General features: G+C 60.2%; 18 protein-coding genes and 4 pseudogenes. 11 read left to right on the top strand and 11 right to left on the bottom strand.

The window, feature by feature from the left end:
- Positions 1-67 precede the first annotated feature (67 nt).
- The gene (gene ppnN, locus AB4O23_RS24590; protein ID WP_460150292.1) at positions 68-1,441 is read left to right on the top strand and encodes a nucleotide 5'-monophosphate nucleosidase PpnN; all 1,374 of its coding nucleotides are present in this window, start codon (positions 68-70) and stop codon (positions 1,439-1,441) included.
- Between the two features lie 14 nt (positions 1,442-1,455).
- Positions 1,456-1,718 (top strand): annotated as a pseudogene (locus tag AB4O23_RS24595) (PIN domain-containing protein); the annotation flags it as partial.
- 148 nt (positions 1,719-1,866) lie between these two features.
- On the opposite strand, the gene AB4O23_RS24600 reads toward AB4O23_RS24595, so the two are convergent.
- Both AB4O23_RS24600 and AB4O23_RS24605 read right to left on the bottom strand, forming a co-directional pair.
- The gene (locus tag AB4O23_RS24600) at positions 1,867-2,196 is read right to left on the bottom strand and encodes a YXWGXW repeat-containing protein (RefSeq protein WP_050553981.1); all 330 of its coding nucleotides are present in this window, start codon (positions 2,194-2,196) and stop codon (positions 1,867-1,869) included.
- A gap of 207 nt (positions 2,197-2,403) precedes the next feature.
- Positions 2,404-3,300, bottom strand: coding sequence for a LysR family transcriptional regulator (locus AB4O23_RS24605; RefSeq protein ID WP_217855998.1), 897 nt, complete (start codon positions 3,298-3,300; stop codon positions 2,404-2,406).
- A gap of 99 nt (positions 3,301-3,399) precedes the next feature.
- On the opposite strand from AB4O23_RS24605, the gene AB4O23_RS24610 reads away from it, so the two are divergent.
- Positions 3,400-4,065, top strand: coding sequence for an NADPH-dependent F420 reductase (locus AB4O23_RS24610; protein WP_368949088.1), 666 nt, complete (start codon positions 3,400-3,402; stop codon positions 4,063-4,065).
- A 63-nt stretch (positions 4,066-4,128) separates the two neighbouring features.
- Here the strand turns inward: AB4O23_RS24610 and mqo are convergent, their stop codons facing one another.
- Positions 4,129-5,787, bottom strand: a complete 1,659-nt coding sequence (gene mqo, locus AB4O23_RS24615) for a malate dehydrogenase (quinone) (protein ID WP_368949089.1) — start codon at positions 5,785-5,787, stop codon at positions 4,129-4,131.
- A gap of 421 nt (positions 5,788-6,208) precedes the next feature.
- Here mqo and AB4O23_RS24620 point away from each other — a divergent pair, with 421 nt between their 5' ends.
- Positions 6,209-7,396 (top strand): MFS transporter, encoded by a 1,188-nt coding sequence (locus tag AB4O23_RS24620; protein ID WP_065877027.1) that lies wholly within the window; start codon positions 6,209-6,211, stop codon positions 7,394-7,396.
- 99 nt (positions 7,397-7,495) lie between these two features.
- Here the strand turns inward: AB4O23_RS24620 and AB4O23_RS24625 are convergent, their stop codons facing one another.
- Both AB4O23_RS24625 and AB4O23_RS24630 read right to left on the bottom strand, forming a co-directional pair.
- On the bottom strand, positions 7,496-7,717 hold the full coding sequence (locus tag AB4O23_RS24625; protein ID WP_026067160.1) for a hypothetical protein: 222 nt from the start codon (positions 7,715-7,717) through the stop codon (positions 7,496-7,498).
- 135 nt (positions 7,718-7,852) lie between these two features.
- Positions 7,853-8,206: pseudogene (locus AB4O23_RS24630) on the bottom strand (DUF6124 family protein); the annotation flags it as partial.
- 808 nt (positions 8,207-9,014) lie between these two features.
- Between AB4O23_RS24630 and dusA the strand changes: the two are divergent.
- On the top strand, positions 9,015-10,001 hold the full coding sequence (dusA, locus tag AB4O23_RS24635; protein WP_135196699.1) for a tRNA dihydrouridine(20/20a) synthase DusA: 987 nt from the start codon (positions 9,015-9,017) through the stop codon (positions 9,999-10,001).
- 302 nt (positions 10,002-10,303) lie between these two features.
- Positions 10,304-11,230 (top strand): transaldolase, encoded by a 927-nt coding sequence (gene tal / locus AB4O23_RS24640; protein WP_460150293.1) that lies wholly within the window; start codon positions 10,304-10,306, stop codon positions 11,228-11,230.
- Between the two features lie 115 nt (positions 11,231-11,345).
- Here the strand turns inward: tal and rssC are convergent, their stop codons facing one another.
- The gene (gene rssC / locus AB4O23_RS24645; RefSeq protein WP_003172602.1) at positions 11,346-11,828 is read right to left on the bottom strand and encodes an anti-sigma factor antagonist RssC; all 483 of its coding nucleotides are present in this window, start codon (positions 11,826-11,828) and stop codon (positions 11,346-11,348) included.
- Positions 11,828-13,010: pseudogene (gene rssB / locus AB4O23_RS24650) on the bottom strand (two-component system response regulator RssB). The gene rssC and the pseudogene rssB overlap by 1 nt, the downstream one beginning before the upstream one ends.
- 277 nt (positions 13,011-13,287) lie before the next feature.
- Here rssB and AB4O23_RS24655 point away from each other — a divergent pair.
- On the top strand, positions 13,288-13,584 hold the full coding sequence (locus AB4O23_RS24655; RefSeq protein WP_267864263.1) for a PilZ domain-containing protein: 297 nt from the start codon (positions 13,288-13,290) through the stop codon (positions 13,582-13,584).
- Between the two features lie 62 nt (positions 13,585-13,646).
- Here the strand turns inward: AB4O23_RS24655 and AB4O23_RS24660 are convergent, their stop codons facing one another.
- Positions 13,647-14,333 (bottom strand): MlaA family lipoprotein, encoded by a 687-nt coding sequence (locus AB4O23_RS24660; RefSeq protein WP_017526633.1) that lies wholly within the window; start codon positions 14,331-14,333, stop codon positions 13,647-13,649.
- A 195-nt stretch (positions 14,334-14,528) separates the two neighbouring features.
- On the opposite strand from AB4O23_RS24660, the pseudogene AB4O23_RS24665 reads away from it, so the two are divergent.
- Both AB4O23_RS24665 and AB4O23_RS24670 read left to right on the top strand, forming a co-directional pair.
- A pseudogene (locus AB4O23_RS24665) lies at positions 14,529-15,137 on the top strand (HAD family phosphatase).
- 111 nt (positions 15,138-15,248) lie between these two features.
- Entirely contained in the window at positions 15,249-15,515 is a 267-nt protein-coding gene (locus AB4O23_RS24670) for a DUF4404 family protein (RefSeq protein ID WP_017526635.1), read from the top strand.
- Between the two features lie 138 nt (positions 15,516-15,653).
- Here AB4O23_RS24670 and queF read toward each other — a convergent pair whose 3' ends face one another.
- Complete coding sequence (queF, locus tag AB4O23_RS24675) at positions 15,654-16,484, bottom strand: NADPH-dependent 7-cyano-7-deazaguanine reductase QueF (RefSeq protein ID WP_017526636.1); 831 nt, start codon at positions 16,482-16,484, stop codon at positions 15,654-15,656.
- Positions 16,485-16,550: 66 nt separating this feature from the next.
- Positions 16,551-17,072, bottom strand: coding sequence for a copper-resistant cuproprotein CopI (copI, locus tag AB4O23_RS24680; RefSeq protein ID WP_065877047.1), 522 nt, complete (start codon positions 17,070-17,072; stop codon positions 16,551-16,553).
- A 156-nt stretch (positions 17,073-17,228) separates the two neighbouring features.
- Here copI and AB4O23_RS24685 point away from each other — a divergent pair, with 156 nt between their 5' ends.
- Both AB4O23_RS24685 and AB4O23_RS24690 read left to right on the top strand, forming a co-directional pair.
- Complete coding sequence (locus AB4O23_RS24685; protein WP_017526638.1) at positions 17,229-17,909, top strand: heavy metal response regulator transcription factor; 681 nt, start codon at positions 17,229-17,231, stop codon at positions 17,907-17,909.
- Positions 17,906-19,261, top strand: coding sequence for a heavy metal sensor histidine kinase (locus tag AB4O23_RS24690; protein ID WP_017526639.1), 1,356 nt, complete (start codon positions 17,906-17,908; stop codon positions 19,259-19,261). The genes AB4O23_RS24685 and AB4O23_RS24690 overlap by 4 nt, the downstream gene beginning before the upstream one ends.
- A 53-nt stretch (positions 19,262-19,314) precedes the next feature.
- Here AB4O23_RS24690 and AB4O23_RS24695 read toward each other — a convergent pair whose 3' ends face one another.
- Complete coding sequence (locus tag AB4O23_RS24695; protein WP_017526640.1) at positions 19,315-20,559, bottom strand: lipoprotein-releasing ABC transporter permease subunit; 1,245 nt, start codon at positions 20,557-20,559, stop codon at positions 19,315-19,317.
- Positions 20,560-20,586: the final 27 nt, after the last annotated feature.

A 20,586-nucleotide genomic window follows, 5' to 3' on the forward strand; every position in this document is an offset into this window, starting at 1 on the left:
CCGCGCCCACCATTCTCAAGCCATCGCGCCTCACCGGGTGCGGTGGCTGTGCTTTCAAGGAATCAGAATGCCCCAACGTCAAGTCATCAACGCCTCCGTCAGCCCCAAGGGCAGCCTCGAAACCCTTTCCCAACGCGAAGTCCAGCAACTGAGCGAAGCCGGTACCGGCAGCATCTACACCCTGTTCCGCCAGTGCGCCCTGGCAATCCTCAACACCGGCGCGCATATCGATAACGCCAAGACCATCCTCGACGCCTACAAAGACTTTGAAGTGCGCATCCACCAGCAGGACCGTGGCGTGCGCCTGGAGCTGCTGAATGCTCCGGCCGACGCTTTTGTCGACGGCGAAATGATCGCCAGCACCCGTGAGATGTTGTTCAGCGCCCTGCGCGATATCGTCTACACCGAGAACGAACTGGACAGCCAGCGCATCGACCTGAGCAACTCCCAGGGCATCACCGACTATGTGTTTCACCTGCTGCGCAACGCCCGTACGTTGCGCCCGGGTGTCGAGCCGAAGATCGTGGTGTGCTGGGGCGGGCATTCGATCAATACCGAAGAATACAAATACACCAAGAAGGTCGGCCACGAACTGGTCCTGCGCAGTCTCGATGTGTGCACCGGTTGCGGCCCTGGCGTAATGAAAGGCCCGATGAAGGGCGCGACCATTTCCCACGCCAAACAACGTATTACCAGCGGGCGCTACCTGGGCCTGACCGAGCCGGGCATCATCGCCGCCGAAGCCCCGAACCCCATCGTCAATGAACTGGTGATCCTGCCCGACATCGAGAAGCGCCTGGAAGCCTTCGTGCGGGTCGGCCACGGCATCATCATCTTCCCGGGCGGCGCCGGTACGGCGGAAGAGTTCCTGTACCTGCTGGGCATCCTGATGCACCCGGACAACCGCGACGTACCGTTCCCGGTCGTCCTCACCGGGCCGAAACAGGCCGCGCCGTACCTGCAACAATTGCATGCGTTCGTCGGCGCCACCCTCGGTGAAGCGGCGCAGGCGCACTACCAGATCATCATCGACGACCCGGCCGAAGTGGCGCGCCAGATGACCGCAGGTCTCAAGGCGGTGAAACAGTTCCGCCGCGAGCGCAACGACGCCTTCCACTTCAACTGGCTGCTGAAGATCGATGAAGGCTTCCAGCGCCCGTTCGACCCCACCCACGAAAACATGGCCAGCCTGCAACTCAACCATGCATTGCCGCCCCATGAGCTGGCGGCCAACCTGCGCCGGGCGTTCTCGGGGATCGTGGCGGGGAACGTGAAGGACAAGGGTATCCGCCTGATCGAACAGAACGGTCCTTACGAGATCCACGGCGACCCGGCCATCATGCAGCCGCTGGACGAACTGCTTCAGGCATTCGTCGCCCAGCACCGCATGAAGTTGCCGGGCGGCGCGGCGTATGTACCGTGCTACCGCGTGGTGCAGTGAGCTAACGCTGGAGGATCGGGCTGGATACCAACGTACTCGTGCGCTATGTCACCCAGGATGATCCTCTGTCCAGTCCCCCAAGGCATCCGCCCTGATCGAATCCCTCGCCACCCTCTCGCCAGGCTTTGTCAGCCTGGTGTGCGTGGTGGAACTGGTGTGGGTTTTATAAAGCTGCCCATCGACCAAGAGCGAAGTCGTCACCGTGCTGGAAACGCTCTTGCGCACCCGTGAGTTGACCGTCGAACATGCCGAAGTCATCTGGCAGGCGTTGCGACGATTGGCAGGCTTTGGTAGAAATCGCCTTCACCTTCCGATGGAGAGAAAGCCCACGTGCGCACGCTTCTTCTTGCTGCCCTGGCCACATTGCCTGGCCCGACCTGCCAACAACCTGCTTCGTGAGCGGCCGCTCTGCCACCAGCGTAGGTTCAGCGAACCCAGCCCCCTACCTGCCAGTGATACCCATCGCTGCGTTGCACCCAGTGCGGATGCACATAGCGATAGCCTTCGCGCACCGGCTCCCAATGGCCGTGCACCGCCACATAGCGCCCGCCTTCCCAGCGCCAATAGCCGCGTGACCACAAGTAGCCTTCACGTACCGGTGGCTCGACCTCAATCACCTGCACCGGCGGCGGTTGCGGCGCCACCACCTCGACATATTCACGTTGCACCGGCCGACGCTCATGCACAACGCGCTCTTGCACACACCCGGATGCCGCGACGACGACCGCCGCCAATGCCGCATAACGTAACAACATAAAAACCCCTCGGGCGCTGACGCCCAACACGTGCACCAGTAAAAAATCCCCCTGTGTTTCAGCCGCGCTCCTGCTTGGCCTGGGTACTTTTTTAACAGGCGGTGTCTGTCAGATTGCTGAACCCGAGGGCATCAAGAAGTGCAAGCGACAGTCGGTCGTTGGCGCTGATCGGGGGGAAACCGCCGGTCGCCGCTCAAGCAAAGGACATCACGCGGGACCGAAGCGCTGAACCACTGCCTCGACAAATCGCCGCAGCTTGGCCGTACGCTGCCGGTTGGCGGTGTAGACCAAATGCATCGACCGGCTCGGCGCGTCAAAGTCCGGCAGTACCCGCACCAACTCGCCCCTGGCCAAGGCCCCGCGCAGAAAATCCTCCGGGCCAAGGACAATGCCGAAACCATCCAGCGCGGCCGACATCAGGGCCCGGCTTTCATTGATCTGCAAACGGCTGGCAACCTGCACCCTGTGCGCGGTCGCCCCCTGGAAAAACACCCACTCGCGATCGGCCGGGCGCGACCAGAAGGCATATCCCAGGCATTCGTGATGCTCAAGGTCTGCCGGCACCGCCGGTGTACCGCGGGCCGCCAGGTAGGCCGGCGCCGCGCAGACCACCAGGCGATAAGGCGCCAGCGGCCTGGCCGTGAGGCCGGTGGTTGCCAGGGGCCCGATACGAAAGGCCGCTTCGTACCCCTCCTCCACCAGGTCGACAAACCGATCCGTCAGGTGCAGGTCGATTTCCACATCCGGGTGGTCACGCAGGAACCCGGTAATCAGCGGCATCAAGCTGTGGGAGCCAAACGTGACCGGCGCGGTGATTTTCAACTTGCCGCGCGGGGTGTCGTTCATGATCTGCGCCAGGGACTCGGCGGCCTCGGCCTCTGTGAGGATGTGTTTGCAGCGTTCGTAGTACGCGCTCCCCAACTCCGTCAGGCTTTGCCGGCGCGTGGTGCGGTTGAGCAACCGTGCACCCAGGCGCAATTCCAGCGCGGCGACATGTTTGGCCACCATCTGCGGCGACATGCCCAGGCGCTCAGCGGCACGCGCGTAGGAGCCCAGCTCAGCCGCCGTCACGAACGCATTCATACTTGATAGGCGATCCATCATTCCCCACTCCCAGTAACAACATCCACACCAGAATGACGATTTATCACCCATTGGTTGCCAATCATCATAACGGCTCCCCCCATTCACAGGAGCACAATCATGAAGATTGGCGTTATTGGAGCAGGCTTTATCGGGCGCGCCGTGGCTCAACTGGCACTGGCGGCCGGGCATGAGGTGATGTTGAGCAACTCACGCGGCCCCCACACCATGAGCAGCGTGGTAAGCGGGATACTCGGCGTGCAAGTGGGCAGCGCCGAAGACGCCGCTCGATTCGGCGATATCGCCCTCGTGGCGATTCCCCTGGAGCATTACCGCAGCGTCCCGGCTCAATGGCTGGAAGGCAAAACAGTGATGGACGCCAATAATTACTACCCTGACCGCGACGGGCATATCCCGGTGCTGGATCGCTTTGAAACCACCACCAGCCGACTGCTGGCTGACCACCTTCCCCACTCGCACGTAGTGAAGGTATTCAATGCGATCTTCGCGCCCGAGCTGACACAGGATGCCCGCCCCCACGGCGCGCCCGACCGCCGTGCCCTGCCGGTGGCCGCGGACGACGCCGCCGCGAAGGCACACGTGATCCAGTTGCTCGACGAACTCGGTTTTGATGCCGTGGATGCGGGTGGGCTGGATGACAGCTGGCGGTTTGAGCGGGCCAAGCCTGCGTATTGCGTGCCGCTGGACCAAGCCGGCTTGAAGGCGGCGCTGGCGGCGGCTGAACGCACGGTTGAACTGCCTCCCGTCGAGCGCTCGCGCCCCTAAACACCACGCCATGAAAAAGCCCGCTGACCGTCACCGGTTCAGCGGGCTTTTGCACAGCTTTGTTTACAGCGCCAGATCAGACGCCGGCTTGCTCGGCTGGGCCGCAGGCTGGGCCGCAGGCTTGGCCGCCTCGGTCGCCGCCGGAGCGGTCCTGGCCGGAATCACAGGCGGCGTTGGCAGTTGCAGAACGCCAGCGGTGTAGGCCCATTCCTTGGCAACCGCTTCAGGGCTGTCGTTCAGCTTGGTGCCGTAGCTCGGTACGATCTGGTGCAGTTTTGCCTGCCACTCAGGGGTCGCGACCTTGTCCTTGAACACCTTCTGCAGCACGGTCAGCATGATCGGAGCCGCGGTCGACGCGCCTGGCGATGCACCCAACAGGCCCGCGATGGTGTTGTCGGCGGAGCTGACCACTTCGGTACCGAGTTTCAGGACGCCGCCCTGCTCTTCGTCACGCTTGATGATCTGCACGCGCTGACCGGCTTGCCACAGGCGCCAGTCTTCTTTCTTGGCATTCGGGAAGTACTCTTGCAGCGCCTTGAAGCGGTCGTCGTCCGACAGCATCAGTTGGCCGGCAAGGTACTCGACCAGTGGGTATTCACGAATACCGACTTTGGTCATTGGCCAGATGTTGTGGGTGGTGGTGCTGGTCAGCAGGTCCAGGTACGAGCCTTCTTTGAGGAACTTGGTGGAGAAGGTTGCGAATGGGCCAAACAGGATCACGCGCTTGCCATCCAGCACGCGGGTGTCCAGGTGCGGAACCGACATCGGCGGCGAACCGACCGAAGCTTTACCGTAGGCCTTGGCCAGGTGTTGCTCGGCCACGGTTGGGTTATCGGTCACCAGGAACGAACCACCCACCGGGAAGCCGGCGTATTCCTTGGCTTCAGGAATGCCCGACTTTTGCAGCAGGTGCAGGGCACCGCCGCCGGCGCCGATGAACACGAACTTGGCGTCGGTTTCAGTCTTGGTGCCGTCTTTCAGGTTTTTGTAGCTGACACGCCACGAACCGTCATCGTTCTTGGTGATGTCCTGCACTTCGCTCGACAGTTTCAGGTCGAACTTGGGCGTGGTCTGCAGGTGGGCAACGAACTGGCGGGTGATCTCGCCGAAGTTCATGTCGGTACCCAGCGGGCTCCAGGTGGCCGCGATTTTCTGGTTCGGGTCACGCCCTTCCATCATCAGCGGCACCCACTTGGCGATCTGCGCCGGGTCTTCGGAGTACTGCATGCCGGCGAACAGCGGGCTGGCCTGCAGCGCTTCGTAACGCTTCTTGAGGAACTTGATGTTGTCATCGCCCCACACAAAGCTCATGTGCGGTGTGGAGTTGATGAACGAGCGCGGGTTCTTCAGCACGCCCTGCTGGACCTGCCAGGACCAGAACTGACGGGAGATCTGGAACGCTTCGTTGATCTCGACCGCTTTGGGGATCTCAACGTTGCCGTTCTTGTCTTCCGGGGTGTAGTTCAACTCAGCCAGGGCCGAGTGACCGGTACCGGCGTTGTTCCAGCCGTTGGAGCTTTCTTCGGCCACGCCATCGAGGCGTTCGACCATTTCCATCGACCAGTCCGGTTCCAGCTCGTTGAGCCAGACACCCAGGGTCGCACTCATGATGCCGCCGCCGATCAGCAGCACATCGACTTTCTTTGCCTCTTGCGCGTGGACGGTCGAGATCCCCATCGACAACGCCAGCCCCAGCAAGGCAGTGTTTACTTTTTTAAACATCAGTAGCACCTATGATAAAACGCCATCCGCCCTACCGCCCCTGACTCTTCAGGCCGTAGGGTGGGCACACAAGGCCGACGTATCGACCTCACTTTTATGTCCCTTCTGCGCTGACTTCTTATCATTATTGGCTTCAGCTACCTGGACGACAGCCAATCGCCGGGACGTATACGGGTGTACGCACCAGGAAAGACTAGCCCAAGACGGCGCGCAGAATATCACGGCAAACAGCGTTTATGCGCCGTTTGGCCAATTGACAGCTCTGAATCGCGGGTTTCGCCGCGCCAGTGTCAAGTGCATCGAGCGCGACGTGGCGTCACAGGCCCGGAACTCTCGCGCGTGCGGCGGTTCTAGACACCTTCACCGTCGCGTGCGTAGCATCGGCGACTGACTTTCGTGCCCCTATCCAACAGAGCAATCCATGTCTACCCACCAAACACTCGGGCACGTGCTGCCTGCGCGCAGTGCCGCCAAAATGGAAGCGGCCATGGCCGTGGGCGCTTTCGCAATCGGTACCGGCGAATTCGCCATCATGGGTTTGATGCCCGACATCGCCCAGAACCTGGGCTTGAGCGAACCCCAGGTGGGCCACGCCATCAGCGCCTACGCGCTGGGCGTCATGGTCGGTGCCCCGCTGCTGGCCATCCTCGGCGCCAAGCTACTGCGCAAACATATGCTGCTGTTGTTGATGGGCCTGTATGCCCTGGGCAACTTCGCCACGGCGTTTACTCCGAGCTTCAGCTCATTGGTGGCCTTCCGCTTTATCAGCGGCCTGCCCCACGGTGCCTACTTCGGCATCGCCGCCGTCGTCGCCTCCAGCATGGTGCCCACCGACAAACGCGCCGGCGCCGTGGCCCGGGTAATGATGGGCCTGACCCTGGCCATGCTGCTGGGCAACCCCATCGCCACCTTCCTCGGCCAACACCTGGGCTGGCGCTCGGCGTTCGGGCTGGTGAGCGTGATTGCCCTGTGCACCATCGCCCTCGTCTGGCAGTTCGTGCCGCACCGCCACGATGAAGAACGTAGTGACCCACGCAAGGAAATGCGCGCCTTCACCAAACCGCAGGTGTGGATGGCGTTGTCCATTGGTGCGATTGGTTTTGCCGGGATGTTCTGCGTATTCAGCTACCTGGCGCCGACCATGCTGGAAGTGACCAAAGTCTCGCCGCAGTGGATCCCCTTCGGCCTCGCCGCGTTTGGCGTGGGTGGGATCATCGGCAACATCGCTGGCGGCAAGCTGTTTGACCGCCTGCAATTTCGCGCGGTGGGTTTGATATTGGTGTGGTCGATTGCGGTGTTGCTGTTCTTCCCCTTTGCGGCGTCGTCACTGTGGGGCGTGCTATTGAGCATGGGCCTGGTCGGCACCATGGTGGCCTTGGCTGCGCCGTTGCAGATCCGCCTGATGGACATTGCGCACGAGGCACCGAGCCTGGCGGCCGCGTCCAACCACGCGGCGTTCAACCTGGCGAATGCACTGGGGCCGTGGTTTGGCGGGATGGCGATTACGGCGGGGTTGGGCTGGACCAGCACTGGGTACATCGGCGCAGTGACGGCGCTGATCGGCCTGGGCCTCTACCTGATTGCCCGGCGCATGAAAGGCGGCCACTAACGACGCTAGTTTTGCGCCGATTATAGATCCAATGTGGTAGGGGGCTTGCCCCCGATAGCAATAGGTCAGTCACTACCCCAATGACTGACCCACCATTCATCAATCATCATGCAACAACCCCGACCCATACTCCCCATAACTGCTCCCCAGCCCACTCCCGCCAAAATTCATCTTGGCCGCCTTGCTCGGGCTATGGTCCCCAAACGCCTGGCATCCGCCAGTAAAACAAGGGTCACCACTCCCGCCCGACGTTCCCGTCGAACAAGCACCCAACAGCAACGTGCCAGCAATCAGCACGACTTTAACCAGGTTCGAGATCATGTTTTCAGTTCCCTATGGGCTGGAGGTACGGGGGGCCTCTCTTGAACAGTAGCGTAGTCCGCAAATACGCAGGGAATTATGAAACTTTGCGCGGTGACAGCAGGGGTTCAGGTTGCCGCCTTGGGGTAAGGCGGCGGGGTTGGCAGCAGGCGCGACTTGCTCTTGGGCGCGGGCGATGAGTAGAGCGCTTAGGTCGATGAGTTGGTGGATGCCCAGGATGATGGCGCGGTGCGGGTCTTCGAGGTCAAAAGCCAGGGTTGCGGCCATTTGGTTGGCGGATGCGAGGTTTTCGGCGGCGTTGGCTAGGAGGGTTTCGGGGTCGATGGTTGGATTGACCAGAAAGAGGGTGCCGCTTGGGCGTTCGCTAACGGTACCGTCGTCAGATGGCGGCAAGTGATGCTCGATTGCTCGCTGGGCTGCGGCTTGAAGATTGAGATCAGAGGATGTGGCGCTTGAAGCATAAGGCGGGTTAGGTGTGGCTTCGTACATGGCGAAGCTCCTTTAGCGTTTAAGGAACTGCCTATCTCACTTCCACATGAGAGGTGGCAGCTGTACGCAGGTGTGGAAGACCAGGGCTAAAGGACCCGGCGCACCGAAGTGCCCCGCGCACAGCCGCCATAAGCAATCATACAGACGTAAAAAAACGCCGGTAGGTGTTTATGGGCGATTGAGCGCCTTCAGCTTGGTCGGACTTCCACATCCGGCCGCTGGGTTGGCAGCGGCTTAAGGAGGTTAGCGATGGGAGGTCTGAGGGGGCAAGCCGAGAGAACTGTGAGAAATTTCCCAAGATCTTAGCCATCCAAACTCGACATCCGATACACGACTTAACAAATTCAGTTACGCAATAAAAACTCCGCCAAATTTTGGTAGCCTTTATCGAGCATGCCAGCGTCTTCTTTAGTATCAATAACTCGCCGCGCAAACTTCCTCACATCATCAACAGGCATCTTCGCGACCAACTCCACTATCTTAGGAACTGCATCTTTTCTTGACTTCCCAGCATAAAAGTCCTTCTCCAGAGAGAGCCCAAACTTTCTAATACTATCTAAGCTCGATAGATTTTTCCGCTTTGCAGACCCGCCACGAACATTGACAAAATTTCAAGCTTTTCAGGATCATCCACTTGAAAACTAGTTTTCTTTAAATTTTAGTCATTTACATATAAAAAGTACTGAAGGTCAGACCCTCGGCGAAACCGCCCTTACGACGAGGTGAAGGGCACAGACCACACCTCCCAACACCCAACATCCATCCCTGATAAACTGCGCACTATTCGCCTCGCTGACTCAGACACCCAATGCCCCTACAAACCGCCCCACTCTCCCGCCGCTTTAGCGTTGCACCCATGATGGATTGGACAGACCGCCACTGCCGGTTCTTCCTGCGCCTGCTCTCCAAACACGCCTTGCTCTACACCGAGATGGTCACCACCGGCGCGATTCTCCATGGCGACCATGACCGCTTCCTGCGCCACAACGAAGCCGAGCATCCTCTGGCGCTCCAGTTGGGCGGCAGTGTGCCCGCCGACCTGGCCGCGTGCGCGCACATGGCTGAAGCCGCCGGCTATGACGAAGTGAACCTGAACGTCGGCTGCCCCAGCGATCGGGTGCAGAACAATATGATCGGCGCGATCCTGATGGCGCATCCTGCGTTAGTGGCCGATTGCGTGAAGGCGATGCGCGATGCGGTGTCGATTCCGGTGACGGTGAAGCATCGCATCGGCATCAATGGCCGGGACAGTTATGCCGAGCTGTGTGATTTCGTCGGGCAGGTGAAGGACGCCGGTTGCACGAGTTTCACCGTGCATGCGCGGATTGCGATTCTGGAGGGGCTGTCGCCCAAGGAGAATCGCGACATTCCGCCGTTGCGCTATGACGTGGCGGCGCAGTTGAAGCGGGATTTTCCTGAGTTAGAGATTGTGCTTAACGGCGGGATCAAGACGCTGGAACAGTGCCAGGAGCATTTGCAGACGTTTGATGGCGTGATGCTGGGGCGCGAGGCTTATCACAACCCGTATCTGCTGGCGGAGGTGGATCAGCGGTTGTTCGGGAGTGAGGCGCCGGTGGTGGGTCGGGCGCAGGTACTGGCGCAGTTGCGGCCTTATATTGCTGAGCATCTGGCGAGTGGTGGCGTGATGCATCACATCACTCGGCATGTCCTGGGGCTGGGCACCGGTTTCCCAGGGGCGCGCAGGTTCAGGCAGTTGTTGTCGGTTGATATTCATAAGGCGGCGGATCCGTTGGCATTACTGGATCAGGCTGGGGCTTTGCTGGAAGGGCGTTAACCCGATTGCTTGCAGGGGGGGTCAGTTAGTTGTGGATTGACTGACACACTGCTATCGGGAGCACGCCCCCTCGCACATTTTGTGCGGGGGCAGACAAGCCGGTCTGCACAGTTTTATCCACGTGTCATCGGGCATTTGGGTTGAACCTGCCCTGCATTTTGCCCTCCTATTGAGCAGTACGGCCGGGCTTTCAAACGGCTGTTTTCAGGTTGTTGCCCGCGCAAACGATCGAACGCATTTGCGCCTTGAGCGCCTGCCAGCGCTCGGGTAATGTCACCAGACCCATAGGACAGAGCACGCCCATGACTTCCAAGCTGGAACAACTCAAGCAATTCACGACTGTCGTAGCCGATACCGGCGATTTTTCTACCCTCGCCAAGCTCAAGCCGCAGGATGCGACCACCAACCCTTCGCTGTTGCTCAAGGCTGCGTCGATTCCGGGCTATGCCAAGCTGCTGGATGAGTGCGTGCAGGATTGCAATGGCGATGTGGGCCTGGTCAGCGACCGTTTCGCGGTGGCGGTGGGTCAAGAGATCCTCAAAGTAGTGCCGGGCCGTATATCCACCGAGGTGGATGCGCGCTTGTCGTTCGACGAGGGCGCTATTCTCAAGCGTGCGCACCGTCTGATCGACCTGTACGAAAAAGCCGGGGTTGGCCGTGACCGCGTGCTGATCAAGATCGCCTCCACCTGGGAAGGTATTCGTGCGGCGGAGAAGCTGGAAAAAGAAGGCATCCAGACCAACCTGACACTGCTGTTCTCCTTCGCCCAGGCGGTTGCGTGCGCAGAGGCCGGCGTGTTCCTGATTTCGCCGTTCGTGGGCCGTATCTATGACTGGTACAAGAAGGCCAATGGCAACGACTACACCGGTTCCGATGATCCGGGCGTGCAGTCGGTGACGCGTATCTACAACTACTACAAGGCCAATGGCTACAAGACCGTGGTGATGGGTGCGAGCTTCCGCAACCTGAGCCAGATCGAAGAGTTGGCCGGGTGTGACCGCCTGACCATCAGCCCGGACCTGCTGGAAAAACTGGCGGCGGATGAAGGCAAGCTGGAACGCAAATTGTCGCCAGGGCATGCGGGTGAAGCGCGAGTGCATATGACTGAAGCGCAGTTCCGTTGGGAGTCCAACGAGGATGCGATGGCGACTGAGAAACTGGCGGAGGGTATTCGTCAGTTTGCTCGGGATCAGGAGAAGCTGGAGGCGTTGTTGTCTGCCAAGCTGTAAGGGCAGATAGCAGCAAAAAGGGCGGCACCTGTGAGGGTGCCGCCCTTTTTTGTGTCTTCGCCGGTCTCAAGCCGAGCAGACTCCAACTGTGGGACGTGTTTCGACAGGAAGGACGTCAGTGACGCTCGAGGGCGTTGACGAGGTCGTGGAAGGCTTCGCGATTGGACTCGTTGAGACCCATCAGGATCTTGTGCGCTTCCAGCACTTTGACCCGCACCACTTCTTCGGACTGGTCCTGGGACGGCAGGTCGGTCAGGCATTCCGGGCAGGGGATCGGGCGGTCAACAATGTTGAACACTTGGTCGAAACCCATGGACTGCAGCAGCCGGGTGATGTCTTCGTGGGTAGTGACGACGGTCGGCAACAAGCCGACCTTCTGCCGCGACAGAATGGACAACTTGGCCAACAAGCCCAGCGTGGTGCTATCAATGCTACGGGTTTCGGTCAGATCGATCACGATCGCCGAGAAATTCAGCGCAGTGAAGATCCGCTCAATCGTCGCATCCAGTGCCGAACACAAGGTCAGGCGCACTTCACCGACAAACTTCAGGACAAAAGTCCCATCTTGCTCGGCGAATTGGATTCTTCCGGTACTCATCAAAGATTCCTGCTCAACACCAATAGGGCGATATCATCCGGCATCTCCCCTAGCGTGGCCAATCCAAAAACCTGCCGCAGGCCATCCAGGCTGCCGCCCGCCGACTTGACCCGTTGGGGCAAGGCGGCTTCTTTCTCTTTGAGTGTAGGCTCTGGCAAAAGGTCCAGGATACCGTCGGACATCAGCGTTAGGCTGAAGGTCGGCGGCAGCTCCAGGATGTGGTCTTCGTACGTAGCCTCATTGAACAAGCCTACGGGCAGACCACGCCCTTCCAGGTAGCGCACACTGTCGGGAGTGTATAAAACAGGCATCGGCAGGTGACCGCCAATGCTGTAGGTCAAAAGACCCGTTTCTTCATCAATAACGCCGCCGACCATCGTCACGTGCTTACCCAGCTTGCAGCTGATCAGGCCTCGGTTGATGTGGCCCAGCACTTGCGAAGGGGTGAACTCCGGCAAGGTGCCATTGCGCTTGGATTCGAACAACAGCCGTGTGGTCATGAACTTCAACAACACGGTTACAAAGGCAGAAGACGCACCGTGGCCGGACACGTCGGCCAGGTAGAACGCGACACGCCGCTCATCCACGCGAAAATAGTCGACAAAGTCCCCTGAGAGGTACAACGAGGGGATGATCTGGTGTGCGAACTGGAACTCATCAATGGTCCAAGGGCTCACCGGCAGCATATTCATCTGCACCTGGCGACCGGCGTTCTGGTCTTCCTGAAGCAGGTTCAGGCTGGCTTCGAGCTCGCGGTTGGCGGTCTCGAGCTTTTCGCGGTAGCGCTGGTTCTCTAACAGCAAACGCGCACGATCCAGGGCGCGGCGCACCGAATGCTCCAGCACCGCCAGGTCTTCCAGGGGTTTGATCAGATAGTCGGCGGCACCCAGGCGCAAAGCCTCGACAGCATCGCTCATGACCCCGGCACCGGACACGACAATTACCGGCGTCTGCGGGGCAAGCTCGGTCACCTGGCGGATCAGCTCGAGGCCGCCCATCTGGGGCATGCGCAGGTCGCAGATCACGAGGTCGGGCTGGTCGCGCTCGAATACCTGGAGACCCTGTTGACCATTGCTGAGCCTGCAATACGCTGAAGCCGCTGTCTTCCAAATAGGCCGCGAGGCTCGCACGCACCACTTCGTCGTCATCGATTATCAGCAGCGTGGCACTGGTTTTTTGCATGTGGGCAAACGGCGCCAGAATTAGGTTGGCGTAGGCGGCTCGGCAATGGCCGGGCTCACACTACTGGATTCGCTTTCTAGCCTCTCTGTCCTACAAAGCATAGGCGTTTTGCCCACGCACAACTGTAAAGCAGAGGTGCCCTTCTAAGGCGCAGACGGTACTCCCATCCGACAGGCGTTTCAAGCTCACGCCGATGGTCGCCGGGCGTCTTTACACCGCAAATCACCGGGAGTTATAAGAACAGCCACAACCACAACACAATGTAAGGATGGAACCCATGAGCGAACACGAGCGCGACTACGCTGAAAAACGCGATTTCATCCGCATGAAAGTGGAGGCCGATGTGGCGCTGATCCACGCAGGTCAGGAGATTGCAGGCGTCTGTGTGGACCTTTCAAGCTCGGGCATGCAGGTGCAGGCGCCTCGTCAGTTCAACGTGGGTGACCCACTGACGGTGCGTATCGAATCGGAGCACCCCGCGCTCAAGGGGCTGGAGGCGGACACTGAAGTGGTGTGGGCTAAAACGGTGGATAACGAGAAACAGCTCGGCCTCAAGATCCTGAAAATGCGCTGAAATGCGCGCATAAAAAAGGCGATCACCCAGGATCGCCTTTTTTCGTTTCAAAACGTCACAGCTTAAAAGTCGTCGACAACCTTGCCATCCTTGACCTTGAACTCGCGGTTCTGCAGGTAAGCGTTACGGATGAAGGTGTACTTGTCACCAGTGATCAGCCGCTCGCTGTCGAGCAGGCTGGCGCGAGTGTCGACAATGTTCAGGCCCATGACGCTGTTGCGCACGGACACATCATCCATATAGCGGTACGGCTGGGTGTAGCTGTCCACGTATTTGGACGGCGCATCACGCAATGTGCTCGGGCCCAGCAACGGAAGCATCACGTACGGACCGCTGCCGACCCCCCAGTAACCCAGGGTCTGGCCGAAGTCTTCGTCGCTGCGCTGCAGCCCCATTTTGGTGCCTACATCAATGAAGCCCAGCACGCCAAAGGTGGTATTGACCAGCAAACGGGCGGTGTCGACGCCAGCGTTATGAGGCTTGAGCTGCAGCACGTTGTTGGCCAGGTTGCCGACATCGCCGATGTTGCGGAAGAAGTTGTGAATACCGTCTTCGACAAATTGCGGGGTGACCCACTGATAACCTTGGGCCAGGGGCTTGAGGGCATAGGTGTCAACAGTGTCGTTGAAGGTGAAGATCGGGCGGTTGATGCTTTCCCATGGGTCATCTTCCGCAGCCTGGACGGCGAACGGGGCCAGCAAGACAGTGGCACACACCGACAGCTGAGCGAAATAGTGGCTCCAGCGCATAGCTTTAGCTCCTTGAATGGTCTGTCATGGGCGCTATGCCCTGAATAAGGCTGTCAGTATATGACGGAAGCGCCCATTTAGGCAGTCGCTAGGAAACGTCTTAACTAAAATGGACAAAATTCCTACAATTAGCCGGACTGTCATCGGCCTGTCATCCTGCCCCGATAGCGTCACAGCTATTTCAGGGATGTCGACATGCCTCACGCCGAGATAGCCATCGCCAGCGCCCCCGCCTTGACTGCTGTGTTGTTTGGCCTGAGTGGCTGCCTGGTGGACTTCGGTTCCCAGGCGCGCACCGACTCTTGCGCCCTGAGTTCCCAAGCCACACCTGGCGCCCTGAAAGTCCTGCGCCACCTCAAGGAACAAGGCATACCCTGCGCCTGGCTGGATGAGCTACCCCCGTCGATAACGACCCCACTGGCCGCCGCGCTACCCGACTGGCTCAAGGCCGCCTCGCCCTCCTCCATCCGCTGACCTGCGCCCCATGCTTGTTGGCAAGCCTTGATGGAATTGAACATCGAACGCCTGGAAGGCTGCGTATTGGTCAGCGGCGAGCCGCGCCTGTTGCAATCGGGCCTGAACGCAGGGTTGTGGACTATCGGCCTGGCCTCCTGCGGTTCACTGTGCGGCCTGGCGCCCGAGCAGTGGCAAGCGCTGAGCGACAAAGAACGCGAACACAAGCGCGGCAAGGCTACCGTGGCGCTGTATGGGCTGGGGGTGCACTCGGTGATCGATCACCTCGGCGAGCTGGGCACCTGCCTGGCGGACATCAGCCTGCGCCGGCTCAAAGGCGAGAAGCCCTGATCGAGATCATGCACAGTCGGCGCCGGTGGATTAATCTACACGTCAGCCCGTAGACCTTTCACGGCGTGCCGCGGTCTATGCCAGTGCCTATCGATAAAAGGAAAGAACGTCATGCCTGATCGCAAAAAACTGGAAGAACAGGTCGAGATCCTGCGCGGGCAATTGGAACAGGACCCGCCACTGCCGGAAGAAAAACGTGAAGCACTGGAAGCCTTGATCGCCAAGTTTGAAGTGCAACTTGAACTGGAACCGGCCACCCAGTCGCCCAGTATTTCCGACGACGTGAGTCAAGCGGCTATAGAGTTTGACGCTGAGCACCCAGTCATTTCCGGGACATTGCGCAATATCATGATCAGCCTGGGCAACATGGGCATCTAACCCGCCCGCCAGCCAAGCGCAGATGCAAAATGTGGGAGGGGGCTTGCTCCCGATAGCAGTGGGTCAGGCACAAATACCGTGACTGACACCCCGCCATCGGGAACAAGCCCCCTCCCACATTAGGTGTTGCGTGAAGGCTTATTGCCGTGCCAGACGCACGTTCTGGAACGCCACATCCTCGGTACTGCGATACGGGTTGATATCCAACCCACCGCGGCGCACATACCGCGCATACACCGTCAATTTTTCCGGTTTCAGCAGGCGCTGCAAGTCGAGGAAGATGCGCTCCACGCACTGCTCATGAAAATCCGAGTGCTGACGAAAGCTCACCACGTATTCCAGCAAGCTGGCGTGATCCAGCGCGCGGCCACGGTACTCCACCACCACACTGCCCCAATCAGGCTGGCTGGTGACCGGGCAGTTGGATTTGAGCAGGTGGCTGTGCACGCTCTCCTCCACCACACGCGAGGCATCGCAGCGCAGCAACTCCGGACGGGGGTGTTCGTAGCTGCTGACGTTGATGTCCAGGTCGTCGATACACACACCCGGCAACGCCATCACACCTTCGGCCTCGACCTCGACCAGGCTGCGGATACGCACGCTCACCGGCTTGCCGGCGGCGGCACTGAGGTCAGTGCGCAGGGTCGCCTCCAGGCTGCTAGTGTCGGTAAACGCCGTCTGGTTCAACGAATTGAGGTACAGCTTGAACGACTTGGACTCGATGATATTCGGCGAGTCGGCGGGAATGCTGAACTCACCGATCGCCACCACCGGCTTGCCCGACGGCAGCAACCAGGACAATTCGAAGCAGTTCCAGAAATCCACACCTTTGTAAGGCAGGGTCTCGGCACTCAGGCCCAGCTCGGCCCACTTGGCGGCACGAGGGATCGGGAACAGCAACGAAGGGGTGTAAGTGGAGATGTATTCACTGGACTTGCCCAGCGGCGAATGTTCGGCTGCGGGATGCATGGCGGAAACCTGGCTAAATTAACCGCGCCAGTCTACCAGCCTTTGCCCCCGCTCTTAAGCTGCGCCTCACTCAACGGTCACCTTGCCGACCATACCCGCCTGGTAATGCCCGGGCAGGTTGCAGGCGAACTCAAGTCCAGTCGCCTGGGTGAAGGTCCAGGTCAGCTCAGCGGTTTTACCGGGCTCGACCAGCACGCTGTTAGGGTCATCATGTTTCATGCCGCCCATATCACCATGGCCCATCGCGCCGTGGTCCATCTTGCCCATCCCGGTGGACGTAAGCATGCCACTGGCCTGCATCTGCATCATTTCCTTCTGGTGCTCGGCATGCATCGCCGCGTCACCAAGGTTGAATTCATGCAGCAATCGGCCCTTATTGACCAGTACAAAGCGCACCGTCTCACCGGCTTTTACAGCCAGGGACTTAGGCGAAAAGGAAATATCCTGCAGCGTGACTTCCACGGTCCGCGTGGCTTTATCCGCCGTTGCCGGCTGGCCAAACGCGTAGGCGTGGGCCGTATCGGCCATTGCGTTGACACTCAACGCCAACAGGCAACCAGCCAACAGCAAGGGGGTACGCAACGTCATGGCTCTTCTCCAAAAATCTATAAGCATCTTGGGCTGCACTCTAAGATGACGCCGCTGCCAGCCAGCTGACTGCTAGATTACAACTTTGTCAGGTTGCGCCCTTCGCCTGGCACCCACGGTATAAAGCCCTTCGTCACCCGTTGCCAAGAGCCGCCCATGAAACTGCTGATCGTCGAAGACCAACCAAAAACCGGCCACTACCTGCGCCAGGGCCTGGCCGAGGCGGGTTTTACCACCGAACTGGTGGCCGACGGCACCAATGGCCAGCATCTGGCGCTGACCGGTGACTATGACTTGCTGATCCTCGATGTGATGCTGCCCGGCCGCGACGGCTGGCAAATCCTGCAAGCGGTACGCAGCGCCGGCCTGGACATTCCGGTGCTGTTTCTCACCGCGCGCGATGCCGTGGAAGACCGCGTGCACGGTCTGGAGCTGGGTGCCGATGACTACCTGGTCAAGCCCTTTGCCTTTTCCGAACTGCTCGCGCGCGTGCGCAGCCTGTTGCGCCGCGGCGGCAGTACACCCCAGGAAACTACCCTGCAACTGGCTGACCTGCGCCTGGACCTGATCCGCCGCCGCGTTGAGCGTGACGGCCAACGCATCGACCTTACCGCCAAGGAATTCTCCCTGCTGGAGCTGCTGCTGCGGCGCCAGGGCGAAGTGCTGCCCAAGACCTTGATCGCATCCCAGGTGTGGGACATGAATTTCGACAGCGATACCAACATCATCGAAGTGGCGATCCGCCGCCTGCGTCTGAAAGTGGACGACAACTTCCCCAACAAGCTGATCCACACCGTGCGCGGCATGGGGTACGTGCTTGAGGAGCGCTTGCCGTGATCAAGCGCCTGTCCCTCGCCAGCCGCCTGGCGCTGCTGTTTGCCGCTTGCACAGCCATGGTCTCGCTGGTCGCCGGCGTGTTGTTCAACCATGCCAGCGAGGCGCATTTTATCGAGCTGGACCAGCAACAGCTCGACAGCAAACTCATGGCGCTGCGCAGCACCTTGCAAGGCGTCGACTCACTGGAAACCTTCGCTCAACGTGAAGCGCAATTGCGCGCCGAACTCACGCGCCAGCCCGACCTGAGGCTGCGTATCAGCGCTGACGGTCGACGCTGGCTGGACGATGCGCCGAGCGTCAACCTGCCGACGGCGCCCGGCCTGTACAGCCTGCAAACGGCCGACACCGATTACCGTGTATACAACGCGCCGTTGACGCCAGGCCAGCCCGGCTCGCCGCAACTGAGCTTGATGCTCGACATCACCCACCACCAGCATTTCCTGCAGCGCATGCAGCATTTGATCTGGCTCACCGTCGGGCTGTCCGCCCTGGCCACCGCGCTGTTGGGTGCCTGGGCCGCACGCAGCGGGTTGCGCCCGTTGCGGCGCATGGGTGAAGTGGCCGCCGGTGTGTCCGCCCATTCCCTGACCCAGCGCCTGCCTCAACAGCACATGCCGATGGAGCTGGCGGAACTGGCCCAGGCCTTCAACGCCATGCTTGGCCGCCTGGACGATGCGTTCCAGCGCCTTTCGGCGTTCTCCGCCGATATCGCGCATGAACTGCGCACCCCGTTGTCGAACCTGCTGACCCAGACCCAGGTCATCCTTACCCAGCCGCGCCCGCTGGAGGATTACCGTGAAGCGCTGCACAGCAACCTCGAAGAGCTGCAATGGATGGCCCAACTGGTCAACGACATGCTGTACCTGGCCAAGGCCGACCACGGCTTGTTGATGCCCAAGCGTGAACCCTTGGCACTGGCGGATGAGGCAGAGGCGCTGCTGGAATTTTTTGCATTGCTGGCGGAAGACGCACAGGTTTCGCTGGTACGCGAAGGTAGCGCCCATACGGCTGGGGATCGCGGCATGCTGCGCCGGGCGCTGTCGAACCTACTGGATAACGCGCTCAGGTTTACCCCGGCGGGCGGCGAAGTTCGCGTGAGCCTGAGCGAACACGCAAAGGGCGTAACGCTGACGGTGGCGAACACCGGCGACGGGATTCCGGCGCAGCTGTTACCCAAACTGTTCAATCGGTTCTACCGGGCCGATCCGGCGCGCTATGAAGGTAGCAGCGAGCATGCGGGGCTGGGCCTGGCGATTACCCAGTCGATTGTGCGGGCGCACGGAGGGCGGATTTTTTGTGAGTCTGAGGCGGGGTTGACGCGGTTTGTGATTGAGTTGCCGGCTGGAGATTGAGGCAAGCTGTACCGGCCCAATCGGGGGCAAGCCCCCGATTGCAATCTAAAGGCTTACGAATACCTCAGCGCATGCGCCGGCTCAATCTTCGCCGCCCGATACGCCGGGTACAGCGTCGCCAGGAAGCTCAACACAAACCCGGCCGTGCAGATCAGCAGCACATCCGCGCCTTGCAGCTCCGAAGGCAGGTTGCTGACGAAATACACGTCCGAACTGAAGATATGCTGCCCACTCACCCGCTCGACCCAACCCACCAGCTCACTGACGTTGAGCGCCGCAATCACCCCCAGCACCCCACCTATCAGGGTGCCGACGATACCGATCACGGTGCCCTGCACCATGAAGATCGCCATGATCTGCCGTGGCGTGGCGCCGATGGTGCGCAAAATCGCGATGTCCGCGCCCTTGTCGTTCACCACCATGATCAAGGTGGCGATGATGTTGAACGCGGCCACGGCGACGATCATCAGCAGCAACAGGCCGATCATGGTCTTTTCCATTTTCATCGCGCTGAACAGGCTGCCCTGAGTGTGGGTCCAGTCATCGGCCTTGTAAGCCGCGCCCAGGCCGGTAGCGATAGCCGCCGAGACGCTTGGCGCCGCATACAGGTCTTTCACCGCCAGGCGCACGCTCTGCACCTGGTTGGGCTGCCAATGTTGGATTTGCGCCGCGTCGGCCATATGAATCAACGCCATGGAACCATCCAGCTCGGCGCCGACCTTGAAGATCCCGACCACGTTCAACCGCTGCATACGCGGGGTGATCCCCCCTGGTGCGCTGCTGATTTCGGGCACGATCAACGTGAGCTTGTCACCCACGTTCAGGCGAAAACGCCGCGCCGTGATTTCGCCCACCACCACGCCGAACTCGCCGGGCTTCAGGTCATCCAGTTTGCCCCGCACGATGTGCTGCGCCACGATAGACACCTTGCCTTCCTGGGCCGGGTCGATACCGCTGATCTCGATGGGCTGCATCGCGCCTTTGTAGGAGAACATGCCGTCCATTTGTGTGAACGGAACAGCGGCGGTCACTTGCGGGTTCTTCATCGCGGCGGCGGCCACCGGCTGCCAATCATCGATCGGGTTCACGCCGACGATGGTGGCGTGCGGCACCATGCCGAGGATGCGCGAGCTCATTTCGCGCTGGAAACCGTTCATCACCGACAGCACCACGATCATCGCCAGCACGCCCAGGGCGAGGCCGATCATCGAGGTCATCGAAATAAACGAAACAAAACGGTTGCGGCGCTTGGCGCGGGTATAGCGCGTGCCGATAAAAATCGATAACGGTCTGAACATTCGCGGGCACCGTTGAAAAAATAGAAA

It is taken from the genome of Pseudomonas sp. H2_A10, assembly GCF_054680085.1.

Excerpts from the sequence above, each read along its gene's own strand:
- rssC (WP_003172602.1), bottom strand. The coding sequence starts at position 11,828 with ATGAGTACCGGAAGAATCCAATTCGCCGAGCAAGATGGGACTTTTGTC.
- AB4O23_RS24605 (WP_217855998.1), bottom strand. The coding sequence starts at position 3,300 with ATGATGGATCGCCTATCAAGTATGAATGCGTTCGTGACGGCGGCTGAG.
- dusA (WP_135196699.1), top strand. The coding sequence starts at position 9,015 with ATGCCCCTACAAACCGCCCCACTCTCCCGCCGCTTTAGCGTTGCACCC.
- AB4O23_RS24660 (WP_017526633.1), bottom strand. The coding sequence starts at position 14,333 with ATGCGCTGGAGCCACTATTTCGCTCAGCTGTCGGTGTGTGCCACTGTC.
- ppnN (WP_460150292.1), top strand. The coding sequence starts at position 68 with ATGCCCCAACGTCAAGTCATCAACGCCTCCGTCAGCCCCAAGGGCAGC.
- AB4O23_RS24620 (WP_065877027.1), top strand. The coding sequence starts at position 6,209 with ATGTCTACCCACCAAACACTCGGGCACGTGCTGCCTGCGCGCAGTGCC.
- copI (WP_065877047.1), bottom strand. The coding sequence starts at position 17,072 with ATGACGTTGCGTACCCCCTTGCTGTTGGCTGGTTGCCTGTTGGCGTTG.
- AB4O23_RS24625 (WP_026067160.1), bottom strand. The coding sequence starts at position 7,717 with ATGATCTCGAACCTGGTTAAAGTCGTGCTGATTGCTGGCACGTTGCTG.
- mqo (WP_368949089.1), bottom strand. The coding sequence starts at position 5,787 with ATGTTTAAAAAAGTAAACACTGCCTTGCTGGGGCTGGCGTTGTCGATG.
- AB4O23_RS24685 (WP_017526638.1), top strand. The coding sequence starts at position 17,229 with ATGAAACTGCTGATCGTCGAAGACCAACCAAAAACCGGCCACTACCTG.
- AB4O23_RS24670 (WP_017526635.1), top strand. The coding sequence starts at position 15,249 with ATGCCTGATCGCAAAAAACTGGAAGAACAGGTCGAGATCCTGCGCGGG.
- AB4O23_RS24655 (WP_267864263.1), top strand. The coding sequence starts at position 13,288 with ATGAGCGAACACGAGCGCGACTACGCTGAAAAACGCGATTTCATCCGC.
- AB4O23_RS24695 (WP_017526640.1), bottom strand. The coding sequence starts at position 20,559 with ATGTTCAGACCGTTATCGATTTTTATCGGCACGCGCTATACCCGCGCC.
- AB4O23_RS24600 (WP_050553981.1), bottom strand. The coding sequence starts at position 2,196 with ATGTTGTTACGTTATGCGGCATTGGCGGCGGTCGTCGTCGCGGCATCC.
- tal (WP_460150293.1), top strand. The coding sequence starts at position 10,304 with ATGACTTCCAAGCTGGAACAACTCAAGCAATTCACGACTGTCGTAGCC.
- queF (WP_017526636.1), bottom strand. The coding sequence starts at position 16,484 with ATGCATCCCGCAGCCGAACATTCGCCGCTGGGCAAGTCCAGTGAATAC.
- AB4O23_RS24610 (WP_368949088.1), top strand. The coding sequence starts at position 3,400 with ATGAAGATTGGCGTTATTGGAGCAGGCTTTATCGGGCGCGCCGTGGCT.